This is a genomic window from Calditrichia bacterium (genome assembly GCA_020634975.1).
Lineage (GTDB): Bacteria > Calditrichota > Calditrichia > RBG-13-44-9 > J075 > JACKAQ01.
Window position 1 is genome coordinate 1,872,395 of sequence record JACKAQ010000001.1, and the last position, 23,883, is coordinate 1,896,277.

The following is a 23,883-nucleotide window of genomic DNA, read 5'->3' on the forward strand; positions in this document are numbered from 1 at the left end:
TTACCTCCATTAAGTTGGTTATTTGGTATAAATTGGCATCAAAAAATGTTGAATTCGCTCAATAATGGTTCGAAATGGCAAGTCTTTAGAAATAATTTCGAGCCTGATATCGTTCAGCGCTTCAAAATCGATCAGCTCACGCGCGGTTTCGGGATGCGATGTGAGCACTATGGTTGGCACTAGTTGTCGCCGCGATTGCAGCATGCTGATAAATTCGTAGCCCGGCAGGTGCGGCAGCATCAAATCAACAATCAGCAAATCGAAACGGGTTTTATCGAACATTTCTGCGGCTTTCAGCGGATTTTCGTATTCCTGCACATCGTGGCCCGCTTTTTTCAACGCGAACCGCAACGCATTCCGGATGGTTTTTTCATCTTCGAGAATCAGAATTTTCATCGAACTTCCTTTAGTAGCAATGATGTTGTATTCAACAAAAGCAGTGCCACAATGAAAAAACATGCGGTAAGCATCAATAAAATAATAGCTTACAGAGATTTTCTATCGAATAAAAACCGATTGGCTGTGAAACAAAATTCACAGAATTTCAAAAAACGTGAATTTCGCTTCACAATTATTTGGTGAGAAACAGCGGCAACACCTGCTGTCCGGCCGCGCTGCGGAGCTGTGCGAAATAGCTGCCACCGCTCCAGTTTGCGGCATTCACGATGAAAGCATGTTCACCGGGCGCGAATTGTCCGGCTGCAACCGTTTGCACTTCGCGACCGAGATTGTCAAAAATTTTCAGGGAAATTTCCGCGGATGTTTCCAGCGAAAAAACAAGTGTTGTGATGGGATTAAACGGATTTGGATATGCCGAAAACAGCCCGAACGTAGCCGGCTGTACCGGTTGCGGCGCAATTGCGGTCACCGGCTGGATGTTCGCGTTCAGCGCGGCAATCAGCTTGCTATACAGCGAATAATTATCACGAATGTTTCGCGATTGCTCGATATGCATAAAATAACCGTTGGGCGTGGTCGCTGCCTGGTTGCAGGGATTGCTGCTGCCGTTGGTGAATCGCCCCTGTGTGTTGGTGCCGCCGGTCAGCGAGCAGGACGACGTGCCGTCACCGGCAACAGAGGCGGTCACACCACCGGAATTCAGCAGGTGCGCTTTGATGTCCAGCAAAATTTGGGTGGGCGTATTGCCCACGCCGCTGCTCATAAAAAAGTTCGGGCAGCTGCTCTGCGCATGACCATGTAAGTTGATGGAATACAACTGGTTAACATGAGTGGTTATGACTTCGTGAAACAGCTGAAACAGCGCATTTTCGAAATGTGCCATATCCGAAACGCGATACGGCTGGCTGCTCCCGCCGCAGGCGCTGGTGGTGCCGCTGCAACTCGATTCCTCTGAGTTGGCACAGCGATGGGTACCGCTCATCAGCAAAAAACGCGCGCCGGTTTCCCGGAACACATCCGCACCTTCGCGGTGCGTGTTGGTGTCGTATCGCGCATGCGGCACCTCGATGGCAACTTGCCGCAGATAGTCCGGATTCACCAAAAATGTTCCCCAGCCGCGCTCGATCGGCGCGTTCTCTTTGAGCATGTAAAACACCCGATTTTGGTAGCCGGTATCGGTAAATTCGATGAGTTGGTAATAGGGGAAATCCGCTTTCACGATGCTGTCTGCCCGCAGAAAATCCGCATCCACAAGCGTGTTGAACAGAACAGACCATTTTTGAAGGGTGGCAAAGGAGGGAATCACAAAACCGTTGCTGCCGGAACCCGGCATCGCGCTGACGATGGATACAATTTCGCTTTTGAGATCGCCCGAAACCTGGGGAATTTGCGCATTCGCGCTCAGGCAAATCGCGAAAATCATCGCCGCGATAAAATGTTTAGCTCGTGTCATCATCTTTCAATCCGTATCGTTTGATTTTTTTGCTCAACCCTTCCCGGGATTCGCCAATTATTTCCGCAACCTTGCTGATGTTTCCACTGTATCTTTCCAAATAATGCCGGATGTAGCGTTTTTCAAAATTCTCGATCAACTGCTGACGCGCTTCTTTGATGGGCAAATCCAGCAGCCCGTCAAACGGATCGGACGGCTGCAACGCGTTGCCGAGGCTGTAAAATACCAGATCAGATTCCTGCACTTCCTGCCCCGGACAAATGATGTAGAGTCGCTCCATCATATTTTTGAGCTGGCGAATGTTACCGGGCCAATTATATTCCTGCAATTTCCGGATGATATTTTCGCCGAAAACCAGTTCCCGCCCCTTTTGCTGGGCAAGTTTTTTGCGGAAATATTCGATCAGCGCGGCGATATCCTCCCGGCGCTGCCGCAGCGGCGGCAAATGGATGCGCACCACATTCAGCCGGTAATACAAATCCTCCCGGAAATTGCCGTCGCGAACCATTTCTTCCAGATTTTTATTGGTCGCCGCAACGATCCGCACATCCGCGAAAACCGGCTGCGAACCGCCCACGCGATAGAACATTTTTTCCTGCAAAAACCGCAATAGCTTAACTTGCAACTCCAGCGGAAAATCGCCGATTTCATCGAGAAACACCGTGCCTTTGTTAGCGCGTTCGAACATCCCGATGTGCTGTTGGTGCGCATTGGTAAACGCGCCTTTTTCGTGCCCGAACAACTGGCTTTCCAGCAGCGACGCGGGCATGTTGGCAACATCCACCACCACAAATTTTTCACGGCTGCGGGTGGCGCTGTTCAGGTGAACGGTTCGGGCGATCAGCTCTTTGCCTGTGCCGCTTTCGCCGGTAATCAGCACGGTCGATTCGTTATCTTCGCCGGCGCGTGCCGCCAAATCCAGCGTTTTCCGGATCACCGGACTTTCGCCGATAATCTGATCCTGCGTGCTCCACAATGCCAGATTATCCTGCAAATGCTGTACCTTTTCCGAAAGGCGCATATTTGCCAGCCACAACTTGCGGGTTTCGAGCAGCTTTTCCACTTTCAGCACAATTTCATCGCGGGAAAAATCTTTGGTGATGTAATCCTGCGCGCCCGCTTTCATCGCTTTCACGGCGCTTTCGAACGAGCCGTACGCGGTCATCACCAGCACCGGCGTTTTGGGGTGCGTTTGGCGAACGTGCGCCACCAAACCGAGTCCCTGCTGTTCGTCCGGCAATCGCAAATCCACAATCGCGAGATCGAATTCGCGCACCTGCAACTGCTGTTTTGCCGCCGCAACGTGCTCCGCTTCCACGGCTTCCGTTGCCATGGATTTGAGAATCATGCCCAACCCTCTGCGGGCGTTCCGTTCGTCATCAACGATCAATACGCGGTTCATCCGCCACCTCTTGCACATTTACAGTTGCCGGTAAAATGATGCTCATCCGGGTGCCGTTTCCGGCGGAACTTTGCACGTCGATGTGTCCGCCGTGGCGTTTGATAATTTCCCGGGTGATTGCCAGCCCCAACCCGCGACTTTTGCCGCGAGTGGAGTAAAAAATATCGAAAATTTTATCGATTTGTTCAACGGGAATGCCTTCGCCGCTGTCGATGACATCGATGCGCAGCGATGCATCGCGCGGGTGAAATTCGCTGCGAATCCGCACCGTTTTCTCAACGCCGGAGGCCTCCAACGCGTTGGAAATGATGTTTTCCAGCGCCACTTTCAGCCGCTGCGCGTTGCCTTTCACGGCGATATTTTCCGGCGCAAACTGCAAATCCACCGGCAGATAGCTCATCGCGGAAAAATGTCCGGTGATCTCCCGGATGATGGTGTGAACATCCACATTTTCCGCTCGCACTTCGGATTGCGTCACAAATTCAAACGAATGCAGCAACGTGTTTTTGAGATGCAACACGCCCTGATACAATTCATTCACGTAATCAAATCGCGGATCATGTTTTGGCATATCGTAATATAGCGCCTCAATCATCATGCGCAGCCCGTCCACAGGATTTTTGAGATTGTGCAAAATCCCGCTGGAAAACGAGCCGATCGCCGCCAGCTTTTCCCGCTCGCTGGCTTCGCGATAAATGCGGATATTGTTCAGCGTGTTGGCGAGTTGCAGCATCAGAAAATCGATCATCGACTGCGTTTCGGCATCGATTTGCGGCGCGTTTTCGCCAACCGGCAGTCCGGCAAAAAAAACGGCTTTCACGCGATCCTCTTTCACAACCGGACGAAAAACCAGCCCGGCATCCGGCGGAATTTGCCCGGCAGCCGGATGCGCAAGTTGCAGCCACATTTCCAACCCCACCGGACGCAATTCGCTATCGGCGCTCGCCAACTGGCTCACCTGCCCGCGCTCCAGATGAAACCGTTTTTTGAACTGCGGCGCATCGCCGGAGCTGAATTTTTGGATGAAAAAATTGCCGTCATGCTGATATTGGTAGATCGCCACAAACGTGAACGGAAAAATCACCTGCACGGCATCGCCGACAATGGAGATTGCAGCGTTGGAAACACCCGTGTTCGAAAGGCTTGCGCCGGCATCCTGAAGTGTTTTTTGGATCATCGCCTGGCGTTCGGCATTCTTTTTGATCGGCTCGTTAACCGTCACCAGCGCCAGCAGCGCAAACAAAATCATCCCGAACGGCAGTGTGTGATAGAGCAATCCGCTGTCGCGCGGCAACGCGATGGTGAGAATCGCATACAGCGCGATAATGCCCAACACGTAAATGACCGTGTGCGTCGGTCGCCAGCGATAGCGCTTTTCGATAAAACGAACGCTCACCACCAACAACGCAATAAAAAACAACAACTTGAGCAACTCAAACGGAATGTAGGGAATGTGCAAAAACTGAAGTGTTGTGCGTCCCGCGCTGTAAATCAACCGCGTGATCGTGTTGGCCTGTTCGACGCGCAGGGTTGTTCCCGGGGCAATATTTTCGAAGAAAAATTCATCGCCGTTGAGGAAACGCACCCGCACATCGACGGCAGTTACGGTGCCGGTTGCGCAGATAAATCCGGGCTGATCCTGCGAAAAATAGCCGTTACTCAACACCATTTCCCGAAACGCGAGCAAATTGCTGTCCGTCTGTGCCGCACCAGCGGGCCACACCCAGATTTTCGCGCCGGGCGTTTCCCGGGCATCCTGCGTACCGGCCGGCAAAATCCGCACAAATGCGGAGTCCGCGCCAGTATTTTCCAGCAGCGACGACCAGAAATCACGGTTGCCGACAACCAGATCGTAATCGTTGTCCCCGTCGATATCTGCGGCGGCAGCACCGGTGTTGAAGCCGCTCAAATAGCCCGCTTTCGAATACACGCGACGTTCGGCAACTTCGCTAAAACGGCTCGCAGATTCGCTCAAATATAAAAAATCGGCACCAAACCGCAAAACGAACAGATCCACATCGCCATCGAGATCAAAATCTTTCGCAATGGCAGTGTAGCTGCGCCCGTCGCGAATCACCTGCCATTCAGCGGATTTGTCCGCAAACGCGCGGCTGTGCGCATCGGCAATCAGCAGTTGATCTTCGCCGTTTTCGGTGCACAAAAACAGGTCGTTGCGCCCATCGTTGTTGAAATCTGCCACGGTTGCGCTGTTCACAAATTGGGAAATTTGCACGTTTTCGAAAATGCCACCGGTAATTTGCCAACCGTTTTCAGGATGATTTTGCAAAAAAACCGGCGTGATTTGCTGATAAAACAGCAGCAAATCGGTGCGGTGATCGCCGTCGAAATCCGCCGCGGCGATGGCGCGAATCCCGGTTTTCGGTAAATCCTGAGCGGCAACCTGCGTTTCCTCGAACCGCAAATATTTACGATTTTGGAAAATGCGCAGCCCGGAAAATTCATCGACCAGCGCGATATCGGGGTATCCGTCCGCATCAAAATCCGCCAGCACGCCGGCGGAGATGTTCAGGTTTTGCGGCAAATTGACCGAGGCGTTGACATCCTCAAAATTCGCATCGCCCAAATTCTTGAGCAGTTGCGAGGTGCCGCGTTTTCCGCAGAGCAGCAAATCGGTGTCGCCATCGCGATCGAAATCTGCGGCAATCGCGCCGGTTTCGTATTTTTGCTTGCCCTTTCGTGATTCGATATCGCCGCCGGTGCCGGATTCAATCGTAAAATCGCGAAAATAACCGCTGCCGTCGTTGATCAGCAAATGATTTAAACTACGCTCGCAGGTGAGATAAATATCGATATGCTCATCGTTGTTGAAATCCGCCACGGTCACGCCGTGCACATCGTCGATCAAATCCATGAGGTGGCGCGTGCCGAGATACACCTGATCGCGAAAGAGAAAATCCGGCTGCGTAACGCCGTTGGCGCGATTGCCCGGCGCACCGAATTGCAAAATCACGCCGCGCCCGCCAACAATCCAACCGTCGGTTTCGTCGATCATTTCGATGTCGTGCAAATCCGCTTCCGTGCCGGATTCGACCAGCCGCCAAACGCCGTTTTCGTATTCGAGAATTACGCCGGCGGCGCCAACGGCAAACCCGTGTTCCGGCGAAAGCATGTCGATCGCCCAGATATTTTCCAACGTCGGCGATTCCTGAATCTCGATGTTTTGGTTGGCAAAATGCAAAATCGTGCCCTGATTGCCGACAAACCAGCCTTCATCGGGCGATACAAAATCCATATCGCGAAGCATGTTCGGCAGGGGATTTTCCAGCGATTGCCAGCCGTTGCGATATTCGAGAATCGCGCCGTTTTCGCCAATGATGTAAAATTGTTCGGGAGAGAGCATTTTTACCGCGCGGAAATCGAGACTGATCGGCAGTGTGAGCATCTTCAAACGTTCGCCGGAAAGCTCGAAAGCGCCACCTTCGCCGGCGGCGATACCCGAACTTGGCGTGAGAAAATCCAGCGCCCGGATTTTAACCGGGAGGTTGGCTTTGGCAGGCTTCCAGCCGGTTCCATCGAATTCGAGCAGGCGATAACTGCGGTAGTCGACTTCATTTACGGCAATCCAGCCACGATGTTCATCGAGCATGCGAACGGTGTAAAAATCGCCCCAGATGCCCGCGTCGGCAGTTGCCGAGTCGCCGGATTGTTCGAATCGCGCGACAATCTGGCTCAGCGAATCTTCGATGCTCCACCGGCTGCCGTCGTATTTCAGGATCAATCCGTCATACGAAATCGCACGGCCGTTTTCGCCGGAAATCATGTCCAATCGCGCCAGATTTTGGTTTGTGGGCGATTCCACCAGTTGCCACACCTGCGCGAACAGCAGCGATGCCGCAGCAAACCCGAAGTATATCGCCAAAAAAAATGTTACGATCCGGCTATTCATGGTTGAAATTACGGCAACCGCCGCAAAAATCAAACGGAATAACCGCTACCAAAGCGATTTGCTGGTTCAAAAAATGGGCTGCACAACGAGGGCGAGAAACCCGAGGCGGGTTATTGCAGAATCAATACCTTCGGGTTATCAGCATCAAAATTGTTCTTCGTCAAAGAAAAACCGGATGTTGTTGATGCCGGGAACCTGATTCAATTCCTTTATAAAATCTGTGCTGTTATTCTTGTTTTTCAGGAAGACAAAATAGGAGAGGTCATACATTTCATCAACACCAATGGCCTGCATATTTACCAGATTGTGTTTTTTACAATATTTTCTTAAAACCGGCAGATAGGACGGATCTTCTTCCGGCAAACTGCTCTGAAACTGCAGCAAAAAGTCCTTTTTTTGCGGTGCAGCATATTGAAGTCGGGACATTAGCAACATTATTCCGCCAATAAACAGCGTTCCGAAAAACGCCGCCAAACGCAGCCCAACGCCGGCAGCCATCCCTACCGTAAGCGAGAAAAATATGAAAACGATATCCTGAGTGTCTTTTACTGCGGTTCGGAAACGGATGATGGACATCGCACCGACCAGACCGAACGCGCGAGCCAAATTATTGCCGATAACCATGATTACCAGTGCGGTAATCATCGCCAGCAGCACGGTTGAATGCACAAATGACGGGGAGTAATTTGTGCCGTTGTAGCTCCAGCGATAAATAACGGACACAATCAAACCGCAGAAAAATGCCATCAACAAATTGAGGACCACTTCTTCAAACCGGACTGAAGTGATGAATACATTTTGAAAATCATTTAACATATTTTAAACCCGTTTCTTTTTAAAACGCTGTATCTACAGGCGCTGCACAGCGACCAGATGAGCCCCCTCAACCGTCCACACCTCAGCGACAAACCACAGCTAAATATCTGTTTTTATTATTTTTTCGACTTCGTTTGAAATCTCCAGATATTGGCTTTTTTTCGCGTCGTTAAAAAAACCGTTGCCTATTTTCGGGGAGGATTTCGTCCGGCAGATGTGCGGAATCGGCGGGCCGAATTTATTGTGAGAATCAATGCAAATGGTGTATTTGGAAATCGCCTGGCGGCGTAATCCCAATTTTCCAATGATAAATTGCAGCCACTGCGGGTACGGTCCCTTTCCCTTTATTTCGAGGGTGAAGTAATTTGGCATGGCATAAACCGGATCATTTTCCGAATACAAACTGTCGATGTCGCACACCAGCGAGCTTCGCAAATTTTTGTCAAATGTAAGGCGCAGCGCACGATTAAATTTGTAAAAATAGGGCTCCCTGTCATAAATCACTTTGATTGTCGGTTTAAGCAAGAGTGCGTGCATGTAATAAAAGAATTTTCGGGCATCTGTTAGCGCACCGTTCTGTTTGTGGGACAACCCAACATATGTTCCAATGTCGCTGGTTGCCATTAACGATGACAGATTTTTGTATAACAACGGGGAACGGTTTTTGCTGATCGAGGAATCGTTTTTTCGCTTGATTTCCAGAAAGGTAACGGAATTATCTTGTTGGGTATCGTAACCGCGAATTCTCAGTTTTTTTCTAACACGCAATCCTTCAATTTTTTCGTGATAAAATCGCATGTCACTGGTGTCATAATAAATGCTGCGAACGGTATATGTATTATCCATTTGACCAGATGCAAACTTATCCACCGTCAAATAGTTTTGCATGTATTCGCGTAGCACATCAAGCTTTTCCACAGGCACTTTGTATTTGTGTTCAAATCTGGGCATATCCGCTACCTTGAGAACATTTTCTGAACGTATTTTCCAACATATTCAAGCGGTGTCAGTTGGACTCCTTCGATTTCGCAATTACAATATAAATAGGGCGCCAGCTCGGTTGCCGGGCTGTCAAATGCAGCAATGGCAGTAAACATCTGATTGCCGTTCAATATTCCGGTGTTCAAATTCAGTCGAATAATTTTTCCGGTAATTTCTTTGCCATCCTGCAAAACCGTTATTTTTGTGCCTTCGCCAATAGCGTGCCGTTCTGTCCATGGCACCGGAATCAGCAACAGAAAATCCTCTTCACCGGCCATCAGCAAGGTATCGGCGGCAAAGCTTTTGTATATTTTACCGGTGATGGTTGAATGGATTGTAAACTGGTTCAGCCGGTCTTCCAGCACCCGAATTTCTTTTTTGTAGCGCTCAATTTCCGATTTTACCAAATCAAGTTGTTCGGGTTTTGCGCCGGTGGCTACGGTCTGCAGCTTTGCAGATGCCAGTTCTGCTTCCAACCGGGAGATCCGGCTGGCGCTTTGCGATATTTCAATGGTTTCTTCCGATATCAGCTGCTGATCGTACAGCAATTTTTGGCGCTCAAACAGCCGTTCCTGCAGTTCCGCTTGCTCTTTGCTGAGCGCGGCAGCCTGGCGCGCTTCTCTGATAACAGCATCTTTTTCACCGGTGCGATAAAATTCGAGCGAGGCGTTGGCCATTTCCAGCATGCCTTGCAACTCGGCGAGGCGTCGCTCGATCTCATTGGATCGGATGTGCCCCACTTTATCGCCCATCGCGATACCGGATTTTGCCTTCAACGCCGGATTAATCTGGAAGTGGACAACATCGCCTCGTTCTACCTGAACGGCAAAATAATTTTCGGTAAAACCGGTGCGATGATCCTTTACGCTAGAGATCAGGCTGCCATCGGTATTTCGCTGGATGAGCCACTCGCGGGCAGGAATAATGCGGCCGATGCTCGAAATATCATAACTGATCGTGTATGGTGAAAAAACTAAACTTACGATTATAAAAATGACCAAAATTACAACGAATATGATCCAGTATTTTTGCTGATAAGATGTTTCCAATTGTTCTCCCGAAAATTAGCGCATTGCCCGAACCAGCTTTAATATTAAATAAGGCGTTGCACTAATACACATGGTTTTTCGAAATTCCTTTTTTTTATTCATTTAGACACGTTTTTTCCCAAAAAGCCATTATCGACTGAGTATATTTTTGGGGTATCCGATCAACTCTCCTGCTTTTTATTATCGAACCAAAAGCATTTTTATTGTGTCCGAGTAATAATTTCCAACATTGAGCGTTGCAAAATAAAAACCGCTTGGCAGGACATTGCCGAACCCGGTTTTTCCATCCCACTTGATTTCGAAAGTTCCGGCTGTTAAAGATCCGCTATACAGTTTACGTACTAGTTGACCGAGGCTGTTATGGATGAATATTTGCGTCTGGCTGTTGCCATCGCTGATTTGCGGTATATCAAACCGCAGCACAGTTTCCGGGTTAAAGGGGTTCGGGAAATTCGGATACAGTTTGAATGCTTTGGGAATATCCGGCGATGTGGAGCTGATGCCATTGCCATCTACAGTCAGTGTTGCAGAAATCGGCTGGTGGAATGTTTTTACACCGGCAAAATCGATGTCTGCCAGTTTATACCAGTAGGTTTGCCCGGCAACCACAACGTTATCGGTATAATTATATTCGTGTTCGGTGTTCGTATTGCCCTGACCTTCAAGCATCGGGTTATTTTGATAGCCAGCTATCATTTCGTATTCGCCGTCTTCCGCGATAGACCGGTAAATTTCAAAACCGGCGTTGTTGATTTCGCTTTGGGTCGCCCAGTTGAGGCTGATTTTGTTTTTCAGGGCTTCGACTGTAAAGCCGGTCAGGGATACCGGGAGGGAGATATCGCCCGAGCTATTGTAGTTTGGCACAATTATATCCCCATCTCCATCATTAAATCCGGAATTTGTTTGATCCCACGTAATACCAGAATTTTGATTTGGGTCTTGAACGGAAAAGTTTACAGTGCATAAATCAACAAAAACATCAATTGTTGGATTCCAAGCAAAGCTTACTGGAGTATATTCAATTTTAACTTGTAATTACATCCCAACCTGCCATTTCTTTGAACTAGTATGAAATAATTAGCAGAATTTATCAAATTTGATTAACCTGGCTACGAGTGTATCCATCTTGAAAGGAAAAGTTTAGCCAGTGCATAAATCCAACCAAAAACATCAATTGTAATTCCAAGCAAGATGTAACTGATTTATATTCATTTTAATTACCCCGAAAATGGACAAACGAAAGCATCATAAAATTGCAACCATTGAAACAAAAAAAGTAAATGGTAGATTTTTTCATTTGTATTTTCCTTTCAATTGATTGTAAGTTTGAATTATGGCACTTGAGAATATGCTCCGAAGCATTATTATACCAAATTGTGTAATCAGATGTGGTAACTTGTAATCTAAATCACAATAGAAGCAATTATAGCCTGATTGACCTACCTGAAAATCTGTTGTTTGTTACTCCTCATCCTGATTAAATTAAAATAGAAGTCAGAATCTCCACAATAAACCTCCAATTTGTCGCAAATCCAAACTTTACCCAATTATCTGTTCTTTAAAATTGAACTTCAAATTTAAAAACACCATCCTCAACTCTTGATTTCCTATATTTACATCCATTGTCTCAGCAAAATGGTTGAATGAAATCGTAAATTCTTTGCAAAAATATTTTGGCTTTCAGGCTAATAAAACCAGCAGTTAAAGAAGGAATACCTGAAAAACCCTCGCTATTATAATTAAAATAGAAGTCAGAATCTCCTAAACCTCCAATTTGTCCAAATCCATTTACCCAATTATCTGTTCTTTTAAATTGAACTTCAAATTTAAAAACACCATCCTCAACTCTTGGATTTCCTATATTTACATCCATTGTCTCAGCAAAAATGGTTGAAGAAAAAGTAAATAAAACCATCATAAAAATGGTATTTGACAATTTCATTTTTATCCTCTTTCAGAATTAAATTAAGGAACCTGCGTATTTGCATCTCTATTTGACAACGCCATATTAGCATCACTAATCGTTACGATTCCCGAAAGATTGTAATCATACACAGAGTATCCGACAAAATCTCTGTTTGACAATGCATCATTCCGGTCAGCGATCGTAATGATTCCAGAATTGTTACCTTCTCCGGCATACAAACCCCATACACCAACGTCCACAGTTACTGCTCCGTCTGAGCCATAGTAGCTTTTCGAATCGCCGGTATAATCATACAAACTGCTGTTTTCTGTTAAGCTAACGGCATTGGTGCTCATCACCGCCAGGTGGTTTCGATGCTTAATTACCACGTAATAATCACCCTCTGCGGCATCGAGCGTAACGGATTCCGTGGTGCCGTCGTCATCCACGAGCAGCCCGTCATTCCGCAGCAAAACGCTTTTGGACACAACTGCGGCACCGGTTGGCGTGCTGCGTAATTCGACCAACACCCAATCTGTAATGTTTGCAGGCATCGACACAACGTTGCGCGGATTGGCTTTATACGGCGCTGCCAGCGGCAGATAACCGGAAGTATTTAATGTGGTTGTCATCAGCCCGGTGCCGGAATCGTAAGCGCCTTGCAGAAATATTTTGGCTTTCAGGCTTACCGTTGGGCTTTGGGCAATGGTAAAATTGACCTGATCTTTTGCACTCCAATTGCCGCTATCCAAAACTCTTGTGGTAATTGTTGTTGAGTCCGTAATACTAATGGGCGAGGAATACGCAGTTGCGTTTCCGGAAATGCCGCCATTTACTGCTCTCGGATCTGTTCCATCAGTCGTGTAATAAATGGTGCCTGACCCATTGGGATTGCTCAACGTTACGGTAAAACCGCTTGCAACAGCACCACCACGTTTGTTAAACGTCGGTGGATCAATATCCGGGTAATAACCTTCGGTGCGCAGCGCGGTAATAAACTGCGCTACGTTTCCGTCCATCAACGCGGCGATGGCATCCACCTCTGCCTGCCAGTGAATATCACGTTTAAACAGTGGCTCATCTCTAACTTCCATTGCGTCGCCCCATTTGGCGGATTCGGCGATCATCGCATCCCGCACATATTGATTGAGGGTATTCCAACGCGCCAGAGAAGCGGAATCGGTGAGCACACCATCGTTAAAGCAGTGCATATACACTCTGTCTGCAAAGTGCGTCATAAATTCGGAGCTTTCGCGAAGCGCAACCCAGATTTTGGATTGAAAATCACTTTCTGTTGAACCGGCTCTGTGATCCGGATGCACCCATGCACCGCTTACATCATCAAAATCCTTGGTAACATCCCAAGACCATTCTGAATCCCAACTGTAAAAGCGATAGGGTCCAGCAGGACTATTTTGATTTCCACCCCAATAATTTTTTCCGGGCCAGTCTGTCACCGCACCAAACCAATTCAACATCATGTAATCTATAAAATTATCGATATCGAGATATTCCTGCATCTCCGCATAGTTGGCAGCATTGGACATATTCATATTTACTAAATCTGACGCCAAATGATTAAACCGTGTTGCATCACCAGAGATGGTGCCGTCGTGATTCATGGCGTACCAATCTTCCTCATTACCGCCAAAATATTCGGAGCTGAAAAATTGATCCGGACGTTCTACCGGATTATAAAGTCCCCAGTAGATTCCATTTATGTAAAGATGAACAAAATTGCCATGAGCGCCATATCCTGTCATGGCGATTTGGGTATCGCGGAACCATTGGTCTTCTGTGTAGGTCGTTTCTTCCGGATTCCATTTGCGCGCCCACGAACGGTTATTACCGCCACGGAGCACAATACGTTTCTGGTCTTTATCCGCTGTGCTGCCGTTCAGCGGTGCGTCACGGAAAATATTTGTATTCCAGGTTGCTGAACCGTATTCGGATTTGAAACTTAAACGGAGGGAGCGCTTCAGGCGATCGTGGCTGTGCCCTTCAATGCCGCAATCCTGCTGATCGTTTCTGTTGGGATTGTGAAAATCCAAATATTCCATAGAAACGCGTTGCTCAATATCGCCATCATCAGCATCGTAAAAGTGATCTTCACCAAATAAGCTGTCGGGATCCAACGAAATGATCATCGATGGAATATCCGTCAACCCTTTAATGATGCTCCCGCTGTACGCCGGATCATTCACAATTGTCGGATCCATTTCGTAATCGTGGTAAGCTTCCGGATCATTACTGCCCACACTGTACATTTGAACCGGATATCCATCGATATTATACGGCTGCTGGATCACATCATCCAGGAAAAGATAAGAATGGGTTTCCACCCGGGTTGGCTGATAACCGGTTTGATATGCCGCAGCGCGCAAAACGGTTGTCGTATTAATCGTAATGGCTCCGCTGTAAACACTGCCGTTGGACGGCGTGGGTTTGCTGCCATCGAGCGTATAGCGGATTTCTACATTGGGTGTAGTAGTAGAAATTGTTACATCAAATGATGTTTCATAAAAACCGCGTTCCGGTGAAATGGTTAATGGGTCGATCGGTAATGTGCCGTCTGTATTTGCGGAGCCGGGTGTGGGCACATCAAAAAATTGGAGCACATTGTTAAAATAGCCGTAGGAAATATCCGAGGCTTGCGGTGGAAAGGGAGCGTATTCGGAAACAACAACCGTTCCGTTCGGCTGAACCAGACCCAGATATTCACCACCGGCACTCAGTTTAAAATTGGTGTGCAGTTCGCTGCCGGTGCGGTTTTTGTCCGAGGCAAAAACAACCAGATAGCCACCTGCCGGAATCACCCGCGACGGAAACTGCCATTGAACAAGATTGTTATCGCTGTCTGTCAAATACCAGTTTTCCAGATTTATCGCTTCTGCGCCCGTGTTGTGAATTTCAAGCCAATCCGAATACTCGCCATCTTCATCCTGCAGCGTTGTTTGGTTGCTGGCCATAAATTCGCTGATTTCCAGATCCATCGGGAAATATTCTTTGATGAAAATTGTGAATGGCTTATCAACAAATGACTCATCATCATATATAGCACGCACGGTAATTTGATGACTGGTGTCTGCATCAAAATCCAGCAAATTGGTGTTGGCGACCCGTAATTCATCATCAACGATTTTAAAGCGTCCACCGGCGTCGTCAATCAGGGAATATGTAACAGACGCTGTGGTTTCCAAATCGGTGGCAATTATAGTTGCGATATAAAAATCATTGGGTCTGTTTTCTGTGACATCATCATCCGTTAGCACAATATCGACAGTGCCAGCAGCATTTACCGCACCGGGAGAAGGTGTTGCAAAATATGCCAAACCGCTGCCCAAAACGCCGAATGACACATCACCGGCCTGAATAGGGAACGATGGAGTGTATTCATATTCGATAATTGTCGTATCCGGTCGGACGAGTGCCAGATATTCACCGTCTGCAGTCAGTCTAAAATTGGTGTGCAGTTGCGGCGATGTCAGGTTTTTGTTCGAAGCAAAAACGATCAAATACCCACCGGATGCCAACGAAATTGCCGGAAACGCCCATTTGGATAAACGCGTGGAATCATCAGTAAGATACCAACCGGTAAGGTCCACCGTGGATGGACCGGCATTGTATAATTCCAGCCAGTCCGAATATTCATTATCATTATCCACAAGAGTAGAATTGTTATTTGCCATAAATTCGTTAATTCGAACACCGGTTTGTGCAGCCACCGGTACAACCGACTGTAAAAACAGCGTTGCCAATACAACAAGTGCAGCACATCGACAACCGGTTACAAAATTCATTCGGAGATCAAAGTAGTTTTGAGGCTTCATGCTAAGATCCTTTGTTTCACCTGAATTAAAGGTTAGCTCTTTCGCGTAATCGTTATAAACAGTATAGTAATTCAGGCATTATCTTTTGTGATTATCTTCTCATAAATTAAATTTCAATTAGAAAAAGATTTAAAAATTGAACAGCTTTTGAATGCTTTTTGCTACATGTCGGAGATATTTATTAAGTTTTTTGTTTCTATTTTTTATTTGAAAGCAAACCAAATTCCAATATTGCATTACATAAAAAAAAGCACCCACATTTATCACCAACAGACCAATTGCTGATAAATGGATGTTTCTATTACAAACAATTATTGTGATAGTGTTTAGAAATGAAAAAGACCCTAACGACTTCGATATGGCACGCTGCTAACAATGAACAGCATCGATCATTAAACTTGCCCGGATTAACGGCTTTAGTTGATTCGATATTCCGGGCATAACAAAATATTTTCAGCGTGATTTTTGGCGAACCACACCGGATTTTTTGGCCCTAAAACCAGACAGTTTGGGCAATGTTCGACAACGTGAACGATGTCCGCAAAGTGCCGCCGGAATAAGTGCCGCCCGTATACACACCGTCTTTCAGTGTACCGGTTGAGCTTCCGCCGGTATATACACGGTATGTTGTGCCGGTGTTGAGATCGGCGCTGGAAAAGATGATCGAATAATACTGCCGTGTCGGCGCAAACGTTACCAGATTATTACCGCTGGCATCTTCCAGATGGAACAGGGTTCCTGCCGAAATAACCTGATTGGTCCTGAGCAATACCGAATATTGGGAAGAGGACTGAACCGGTCCCTCCGTCATATCCGAATTTGTGCCGGATGCAACCATAAAACCGCCGTTGACAACAAAATCGCCGTTGACATCAACACCAACCTCCGACGAAGATTGTGGACCGTGTATAATGATAATGCCGCCATTAATAAAAATATCGCCATTACTGTCCAGCGCATCGCCGTTGGTTGTGTTCACAAAAACGTAGCCATCGTTTATTGTCAGATGGCTTCCGTCATATTGCGAGCCATCAAACCCAAAAGTCGGGTTGATGCCATCTTCGCTTGCGTTTATATGAATTTCTCCACCGTTGATATTTATTCCGGGTGATTCCATCCCTTCAAGCGAATTTGTGATATTGATAACACCAAGGTTGATGGTGAGCGAAATTTTGGATTCGAGACCGACATCTGTAGATGAGATAGTCATATTTGCATTTTCGATAACAATGGCGTTATCAGCCGAAACCGCTTTGGCTTCTGCGTATTCACCGGAACTTCCCGGAACAATGGTAATCGGATTTCCGGTTGTTGTGATGCTAATTGATGGCACCGATACCGGATTACCAATATTCAGTTGCCCATCAACCGAAATTCCTTTACCGGCGTCTCCCGAATGGCTCAGCGTTACCACACCGCCAACAAGATTTATGTTGGCATCTGCTTTAATGCACGGACCGTGATATGCGTCCGGATTGCCCAGTTGATTCGTATAAGCCTCGCCATCCCCGGTGGATGTGATGGTAAGTGTTCCGGAATTCATATGGACGCTGCCATCACTCGAAATGCCTCTGCCTGCCTTGCCGGATGTGTTGATCGTGATGTTGCAATTGTCAATCTGAACGTTTGTTTCCGCCGAAATTGCCGTACAATAAGAAGGATCGAAACCGGCACCCGATGCGCTCAACACCGCATCACCGGTCGTATTGATATTCAGTGTGCCGCCGGTAATTTTAACATCTTGTTTGGAATACAAACCCAGCGCCCGATCGCCATCCACAGTGATGTTTATTGTGCCACCGGATATGTGCATGGTGCTATCGCATTTCAACGCAATATTCCCTAAAGTCGAGTTCAGGACTGTAACAACTCCGTCGGTGATTTCTATTACACCGTCGCTGCCATCAATCCCGTCTCCGTCAGAAGTAACATGCACAATTCCACCATTCATAAAAAAGCCGTCATTCGTGTGTATACCGTCTTTCACGGCGCTGTTGACGATGATATTTCCATCATTAACTTCAATGTAGTCATCGCTTCTGAGACCATGTTCATCATTTCCAAAACCGTTGATTGTCAAATTCCCGGAACCTTCAAAAATCAGTTGGCCTTCGCTAAAAAAAGCCGCATCCTGATCTTCATTATTCGGCGGTGTCGCATAATTAACGCCGTCTGTTAACACATTTGTTGTTCCGCCCGCAAGATGAACGGTAATTCTTTTTCCGGTTTGCACATTAATTGCGGGTCCATCCGGATTGGTAATCTGAACACCATTCAAATACAACTCCAGCCGTAAATCGGAATAAATTTTAAACATCCCGTCGCTGGTTGATCCGGATAATGCATATCTGATATTGCTGATGCCGGAATTGGCATTCACAGTTACATTGGCACCGGAGACATTCACCTGCACACCGAGAGAATCCAGCGGATTTTCCACCGTCACGCTTGAGCCGTTGTATGTGATATAAACGGTCGAGTCTATGCTGTTGTCAAAAGTGATGCTGTCGATATCCGAAAGTGCAAATTCTGTTAAATTCTGCGAGGTTCGAAAATAAGCAAAAGTGCCGGCATCGTTAAAAAATACGCTGTCGATATCTGAAATCAGCAGTTGAACAATGCCTGTTTGCGAATGAATATTGAGTTTCGCCTGAGCGCTGACAGCATTTGTATTGCCACCAATGCCCGGAAGACCGAAGGTAATGTTGTCAATATCAGAAAGTGTAAATTGTTCAAGCCCGCCGGTTTTTTTGGTAACATCAACCGTTTGCGCAACAGAAAGCATCGTTATAAAAACAACACACAACAAAGGTAATATTCTTCTGGTCACGGTATTATCTCCGGGCTATTTAATTAATATCATTTGTTTGGACAGAATGCTTTCACCGCTTTTTACTGCATAAATATAAATGCCACTAGCTACGCGGTTGCCATTCTGGCTTGTGCCATCCCACACCACTTCGTGTGAGCCTTCGATTTGGGTTTTGCTCAAAATTTCTTTCACGAGCTTACCGTTTATATCAAAAACACTAACGTTTACGGCCGACGTTTTGGGCAATTGGTAGACAATCGTCGTAGACGGATTGAACGGATTTGGATAATTCTGCAACAGTTTAAATGTTTGCACAAACTGATGCAGTTTATCGCCATCTTCAATAGCGGTTAAATTTCCAAATTCGATTTTTTGGATATCATCGATTGAAAACGTAACCGTGCTTCCATCTTTCAGGTTTATGTTCAGATTAAAATTTTGACTAAACCCAACTGAAGTCAGGATAATGAGGATTAAAAAAAGCTTCTTCATAAACCCGCCCTTTGATTGTTTTTTGATAATAAATTGATGACATCGAATTCTTTTGAGCATTGGCTGATCGTTCATTATAATTCGCTTGCACAATTATCGACGTATTTGTGTCAATCCGACATTTTGAATAATTTTGCTTATTGAGAGCAAGGCATCAATATAATATGCTCAATTTTTGAGGAAAGCTTGTGGTTTAACGCACCCTTTGCCAACAAAAAGATTTAGCGGAATTGATCTTCCAATCCGCGCGATTGTTTTAGCTGGCAAAAAATGGTTACAGCGGAAACGCAAATCGCATTTCCGCAACAAAAATCATCGGGAAAAATCGATTAAATTTTATCGCCAACCACAGCCCCAACCGGATCGTTCATCAAATGATTGATCCGCACCAATCGGGGAACCGGCCGGCGGATCGCCCGGTTTGGAGATGCGGAGTTTCTCCGGATTTTCCTGAAATTGGGAAATCTGGGAAATGGCGAACACATATTCGGCAAACTGATTCGGATCTTTTTTAATTTTCGGTTTGGATGTCGTTAACCACGTTTTGAGTTCATCGAGTTTCAGAAAAGCGATTGCGCGCACCTGCGGCACAGCGTTCTCGTTTGCTGCCAATGCCATTAAATGATACAGCACCACATTATTCACCACGCGCCGGATTTCCCCGGGATAACCGGTTTCTGATTTCGCCTGCCAGGTGGATTGGATCACTTTGTCCAGCACTTCCGCCAACCCGGGAAAGGCGTTGTCGCGGGCGTGATATTCCACCAATCGCGCAGCCCGTTCCGGATGCAGCAGCAATCCGACAGTCATATCTGCCGCCGTTTCCGCAGCGGATAGCGGGTCGAATGTCACTCCCGTGCGGATGTCGAACATTTCGCGATCGCGCCAGTAGCCGTACGGACGCGGCGGGATCAGTCGCAAAATATTCTCCGGGATCGCCAGTACTTCCGGTTGAATCGTGCGGATCAGCGCTGCCAACGCGTACCGTTGTTGCGATGGCGGCACCATTTCCGTGACGGTTTGCCCGTCGCCGCGAACGGCATACGAGTAATTCAATCCGCCGAGTAATTTGGCTGCGCCCTCCAATTGATAGCGATGAAAGAGGTAAATTGGCACCAACACTTCTTCCAGCGTTGCCATCGGCGCATCTTCGCGGATGTTGTTTTCAGAAAAATTGGCCAGCGCGACGGAGCGGACGTTCAGCACGCGATTCAGCTCATCCACGGGGTTGCTGCCGTTATCCCACAAATGCGCAAACGGATGCGCCCCGCCCGCCGGACGTGCATCCGCATCGGAAATATATTTCAAGCCCTGCGAAATCGTCTGGCTGACGATGGCATTCAGCCCGGATTTTTCGTCGGTTCCCTCGGGAAAATCCTGATAGCCGTATGCGATTGCGGCTTTGTCCCATTCGCCGATGCCGGTGTCATACGCATCGGATAAATCGATATTGCCGGTGTCATCCAGCGTTGCCAGCGGATGCGGATAATCCATCACCGACGCGCGATTGTTGACGCTGGCCGCAAAATTGTGCGCCAGCCCGAGCGTGTGCCCAACCTCGTGCGCGGACAATTGGCGAATCCGCGCCAGCGCCATTTCCTGCATTTCCGGCGACACCGGCTTCCCGCTTTCGTATGGCGACAGCAATCCGGCGGCGATCAGAAAATCTTGCCGCACCCGCAACGAGCCCAGCGACACGTGACCTTTCAGGATTTCGCCGGTTCGCGGATCGGTAACGGTGGAACCGTATGACCAACCACGGGTTGAGCGATGCACCCATTGAATCACGCTGTAACGAATATCCAGCGGATCGGCGCCTTCCGGCAATATTTTCACCTGAAACGCATTTTGGTATCCGGCGGCTTCGAACGCCTGGTTCCACCATTGCGCGCCTTCCAGCAACGCGGAGCGAATCGGTTCCGGCGTGCCCGGATCGAGATAATAGACAATCGGTTCGACCGCTTCGCTCATCGCCGCACCGGGATTTTTCTTTTCCAGATGATGCCGGGCAATAAACCGCTTCACGATCGGTTCGGAAATTGGCGTTGCGTAATCCATATATTCGATGCCGAAATAGCCGGATCGCGGATCAAAAACACGCGGTTTGTAGCTGTTTTCCGGCAATTTCACAAACGAATGATGTTGACGAACGGTGATCGCCTGCGGCGTCGGCACCACCTGCCGGACGTATGATCCGGGTGAATTTCCGGCGAATGTGAGCGTTACTTCGAATTCCGAATTTTGCGGAAAATTTTTGGTTCGCGGGAGATAAAACGCGGATCGCGACGCATCCAGCGAAAAACTGCCCTGACCGGATTGGCTGAGCGTACCGGTCACGTTGTGCGCGTCGCGCAGAAAAAAGCTGCTCGCATCGACCAACACGCTGTTGCCGGATTCCGCAACAACCTCGCCGCCCCACAGTACGGATTGGGCGAAGGCTTCCTCAACCGCCAATCGCTCGGCGGTGTTTTCGGTGATCGCGCGGAAGGCATAATTCGGCTGGAGCAACAGCACTTTCGGACCGCTTCGCACAAATTTCACGATGCGCTCGCCGCCCAATTGCCCGCGATCCAACCCGATATCGTTCGAACCGACGCCGGTCGCCAACGCGTTTACGTAGAGAAATTCCGTTTCTAATTTGTCGATTTCCAGCCAGATTTTGCCGTTTTCCGCATCCCAATAAAAGGTAAAAAATCCCTCAAATTGTTGCATTTTTGCGGTTTTTTCTGCGATCGTTTTCGGGGATTGGGAACCGTCGCCGGATTTCGGCTGCGCAAAAACACAGCTTGCAATCAGCAAAAACAGCATCATTTTTATAAAATATTTCATCAAATTTCTCCTGTTGTGACAATGGATTTCCGGTTGCGGGCAACCGGTTTTTTGATATCAACGGGGATATAATACCAAAGTTGCGCCAATAATTGAACGCTTTTTATCGCATTCAACCGATTGATTTGACGGGAGATAAAAGAAAACCCGCGTCCCCAACCAAAATCGGGAACGCGGGTTTGAATATTGCCCATTTAATATCGCATCAACCGCAGCCGCCCTGTTTGGATTTGCGTTTGGTTTCCAATTTCACTTTGGCGGTAAACTCAACATGCGATTCGTGTGAACCGGTTTCCGCCTCGGCAGACAAATAGCGGTCGCCGATCGCAGCCGCAAAAACATGTTGCAGCGCATCATCTGCAGTTGCGACATTCGGCGGACATTTTTCGTGCCCGTCGTGTTCGTAAACATTCAACCAATTGTTGATGCCGCCTTCCAGCAAATAAATATTCGGAATACCTTTGACGGCCAGAATTTTCCAGCCCTCTGTTGCGCGCTGTTCATCGTTGCTCATCAGCACAAAAACAGTGTTTCCGGGTTCATTTTTAAACGCCTTCGCCAGCGAGGCCAGTTGCTCCGTTTTCACCGATTTCACATCTTTGAGGTGAAACAGGTTGAAATCGGCTTCGTCGCGCAGGTCGAGCATCACCAGATTAATCCGGTCATTTTTCATGAGATCGGCCAGTTCGCCGGGATGAATTTGCACCTGCCGTTCTTCCAGCAGCGGCAATTTTTGATCGGCGATCCATTCCCATCGGTCTTCCAGCGTCGGTTGTCCAATAGCGATCAAAGCGACGGCGGCAGCCACCAGCGCACCGGCGCCGGCAATTTGCAATTTCGGTGTTTTTGCCGCGTTTTTTTCACCAAATATTTTTTCCAGTTTTTCGCCGCCCCAAAACATGAACAGCGCCATCAGCACAACCAGCAGCACAACCACGCCGGTATCCAGCCCAAGCCATTCCGGCAACGTGTATCGACCCATGTAGCTGGAATTCCAGAAGCCTTCGAAATTGGCAACGGTTTCGCCAAAAAAGAAGATGCCGGTCAGCGCGCCGAGCGTAAAAAATATGCCGTCAATTTTGAGCGTCGCCAGCGCAACCAGCGATGTGCCGGGGCAAAATCCGCCGATGATGAATCCAAATCCCATAATCAATCCGCCGACAATTCCCGGCCACAGATAAGTGGGATTGACCCAAACTTTTTCGAAATCGAGCACTTCCATCCCGGTTGATAAAAAGATCAGCACCATCGCAGTGATGACGCCGGTGAACATCACTTTCAGCACAGTCATATCTTTCAAATAAAATTGTGCCGCCAGTTTTGGCGAATTGGCGAATCCGGCCATTTCCAGCACCGCGCCAAAACTCACACCGATCATCAGATACAACAAATATCCGGTCCAAACGCCCAAACCATCGGAAAGCGGAAACGGTGTCATTTATTTTCTCCTTTTTTTATTTTCTTTAAACGATTGATAAACAACAGCTTAATTCCAGGCTTTCCTGAAAAAATAAGCCAGCAAATACCCGCCGGCAAAAACGGCAAACATGAACGCCCAACTGCCAACCGAAAGCACCGCACCGCCGGAAAGCGCCTGACCGGATGTGCAGCCGCGGGCAAAACGGGCGCCGTAACCCATCAATCCGCCGCCGATAAATGCCATCACCCAGCGCTGTTTATCCGAAATATTCGGACCTTTTCCGGTTTCAAAACGGGTGCGTTTGTTGATCAATCCGGAAACGAAACCGCCCAAAATTGCGCCAACGGTGAGAAAAACAATCCAGTGATCGAGCGGGTTTTTCTCGCCGCCGGCCATGCTGAGCAGATATGGCGTTTGGTCGATGTGCTCCGGCACAAAAATATCTTCCACATAAACGATCATCCGGTTCAGACCGCCCGATGCGCCCAGCCCGTTTCCGGTGACCAGAAATGCCAGAAACAGCACGATGCCGAGCAACACGCCCGCGAAATAGGGATTCAAATACGGTTTTGCTGAAGTTTTCATCT

Annotated in this window: 16 protein-coding genes; all 16 read right to left on the reverse strand. The window is 47.8% G+C overall.

Annotated elements, in window-relative coordinates:
* Nucleotides 1–18: 18 nt before the first annotated feature.
* The 16 genes from H6629_07640 to H6629_07715 all read right to left on the reverse strand — a co-directional run bounded on the left by H6629_07640 (nt 19) and on the right by H6629_07715 (nt 23,881).
* A complete protein-coding gene (locus H6629_07640) occupies nt 19–396 on the reverse strand; it encodes a response regulator (protein MCB9067665.1) in 378 nt (125 codons plus the stop codon).
* A 175-nt stretch (nt 397–571) separates the two neighbouring features.
* The gene (locus tag H6629_07645; GenBank protein MCB9067666.1) at nt 572–1,855 is read right to left on the reverse strand and encodes a T9SS type A sorting domain-containing protein; all 1,284 of its coding nucleotides are present in this window, start codon (nt 1,853–1,855) and stop codon (nt 572–574) included.
* The gene (locus tag H6629_07650; protein ID MCB9067667.1) at nt 1,839–3,254 is read right to left on the reverse strand and encodes a sigma-54-dependent Fis family transcriptional regulator; all 1,416 of its coding nucleotides are present in this window, start codon (nt 3,252–3,254) and stop codon (nt 1,839–1,841) included. Before H6629_07650 ends, H6629_07645 begins: the two co-directional genes overlap by 17 nt.
* A complete protein-coding gene (locus H6629_07655) occupies nt 3,232–7,161 on the reverse strand; it encodes a VCBS repeat-containing protein (protein MCB9067668.1) in 3,930 nt (1,309 codons plus the stop codon). Before H6629_07655 ends, H6629_07650 begins: the two co-directional genes overlap by 23 nt.
* A gap of 144 nt (nt 7,162–7,305) precedes the next feature.
* The gene (locus tag H6629_07660; GenBank protein MCB9067669.1) at nt 7,306–7,977 is read right to left on the reverse strand and encodes a DUF4956 domain-containing protein; all 672 of its coding nucleotides are present in this window, start codon (nt 7,975–7,977) and stop codon (nt 7,306–7,308) included.
* 99 nt (nt 7,978–8,076) lie between these two features.
* Nucleotides 8,077–8,928, reverse strand: coding sequence for a polyphosphate polymerase domain-containing protein (locus H6629_07665; GenBank protein ID MCB9067670.1), 852 nt, complete (start codon nt 8,926–8,928; stop codon nt 8,077–8,079).
* Nucleotides 8,929–8,933: 5 nt separating this feature from the next.
* Nucleotides 8,934–10,007, reverse strand: a complete 1,074-nt coding sequence (locus H6629_07670) for a hypothetical protein (protein MCB9067671.1) — start codon at nt 10,005–10,007, stop codon at nt 8,934–8,936.
* 180 nt (nt 10,008–10,187) lie between these two features.
* The gene (locus H6629_07675) at nt 10,188–10,871 is read right to left on the reverse strand and encodes a hypothetical protein (GenBank protein MCB9067672.1); all 684 of its coding nucleotides are present in this window, start codon (nt 10,869–10,871) and stop codon (nt 10,188–10,190) included.
* 763 nt (nt 10,872–11,634) lie between these two features.
* Entirely contained in the window at nt 11,635–11,949 is a 315-nt protein-coding gene (locus H6629_07680) for a hypothetical protein (protein MCB9067673.1), read from the reverse strand.
* Nucleotides 11,950–11,972: 23 nt separating this feature from the next.
* Entirely contained in the window at nt 11,973–15,743 is a 3,771-nt protein-coding gene (locus tag H6629_07685) for a lamin tail domain-containing protein (GenBank protein MCB9067674.1), read from the reverse strand.
* Nucleotides 15,744–16,236: 493 nt separating this feature from the next.
* A complete protein-coding gene (locus tag H6629_07690) occupies nt 16,237–18,573 on the reverse strand; it encodes a carbohydrate-binding domain-containing protein (GenBank protein ID MCB9067675.1) in 2,337 nt (778 codons plus the stop codon).
* 15 nt (nt 18,574–18,588) lie between these two features.
* Entirely contained in the window at nt 18,589–19,047 is a 459-nt protein-coding gene (locus H6629_07695; GenBank protein MCB9067676.1) for a T9SS type A sorting domain-containing protein, read from the reverse strand.
* Nucleotides 19,048–19,383: 336 nt separating this feature from the next.
* Nucleotides 19,384–21,876 (reverse strand): zinc-dependent metalloprotease, encoded by a 2,493-nt coding sequence (locus tag H6629_07700; GenBank protein ID MCB9067677.1) that lies wholly within the window; start codon nt 21,874–21,876, stop codon nt 19,384–19,386.
* Nucleotides 21,876–22,070, reverse strand: coding sequence for a hypothetical protein (locus tag H6629_07705; protein ID MCB9067678.1), 195 nt, complete (start codon nt 22,068–22,070; stop codon nt 21,876–21,878). Before H6629_07705 ends, H6629_07700 begins: the two co-directional genes overlap by 1 nt.
* 11 nt (nt 22,071–22,081) lie before the next feature.
* Entirely contained in the window at nt 22,082–23,314 is a 1,233-nt protein-coding gene (locus H6629_07710) for a YeeE/YedE family protein (protein ID MCB9067679.1), read from the reverse strand.
* Nucleotides 23,315–23,362: 48 nt separating this feature from the next.
* Nucleotides 23,363–23,881, reverse strand: coding sequence for a YeeE/YedE family protein (locus H6629_07715; protein ID MCB9067680.1), 519 nt, complete (start codon nt 23,879–23,881; stop codon nt 23,363–23,365).
* Nucleotides 23,882–23,883: the final 2 nt, after the last annotated feature.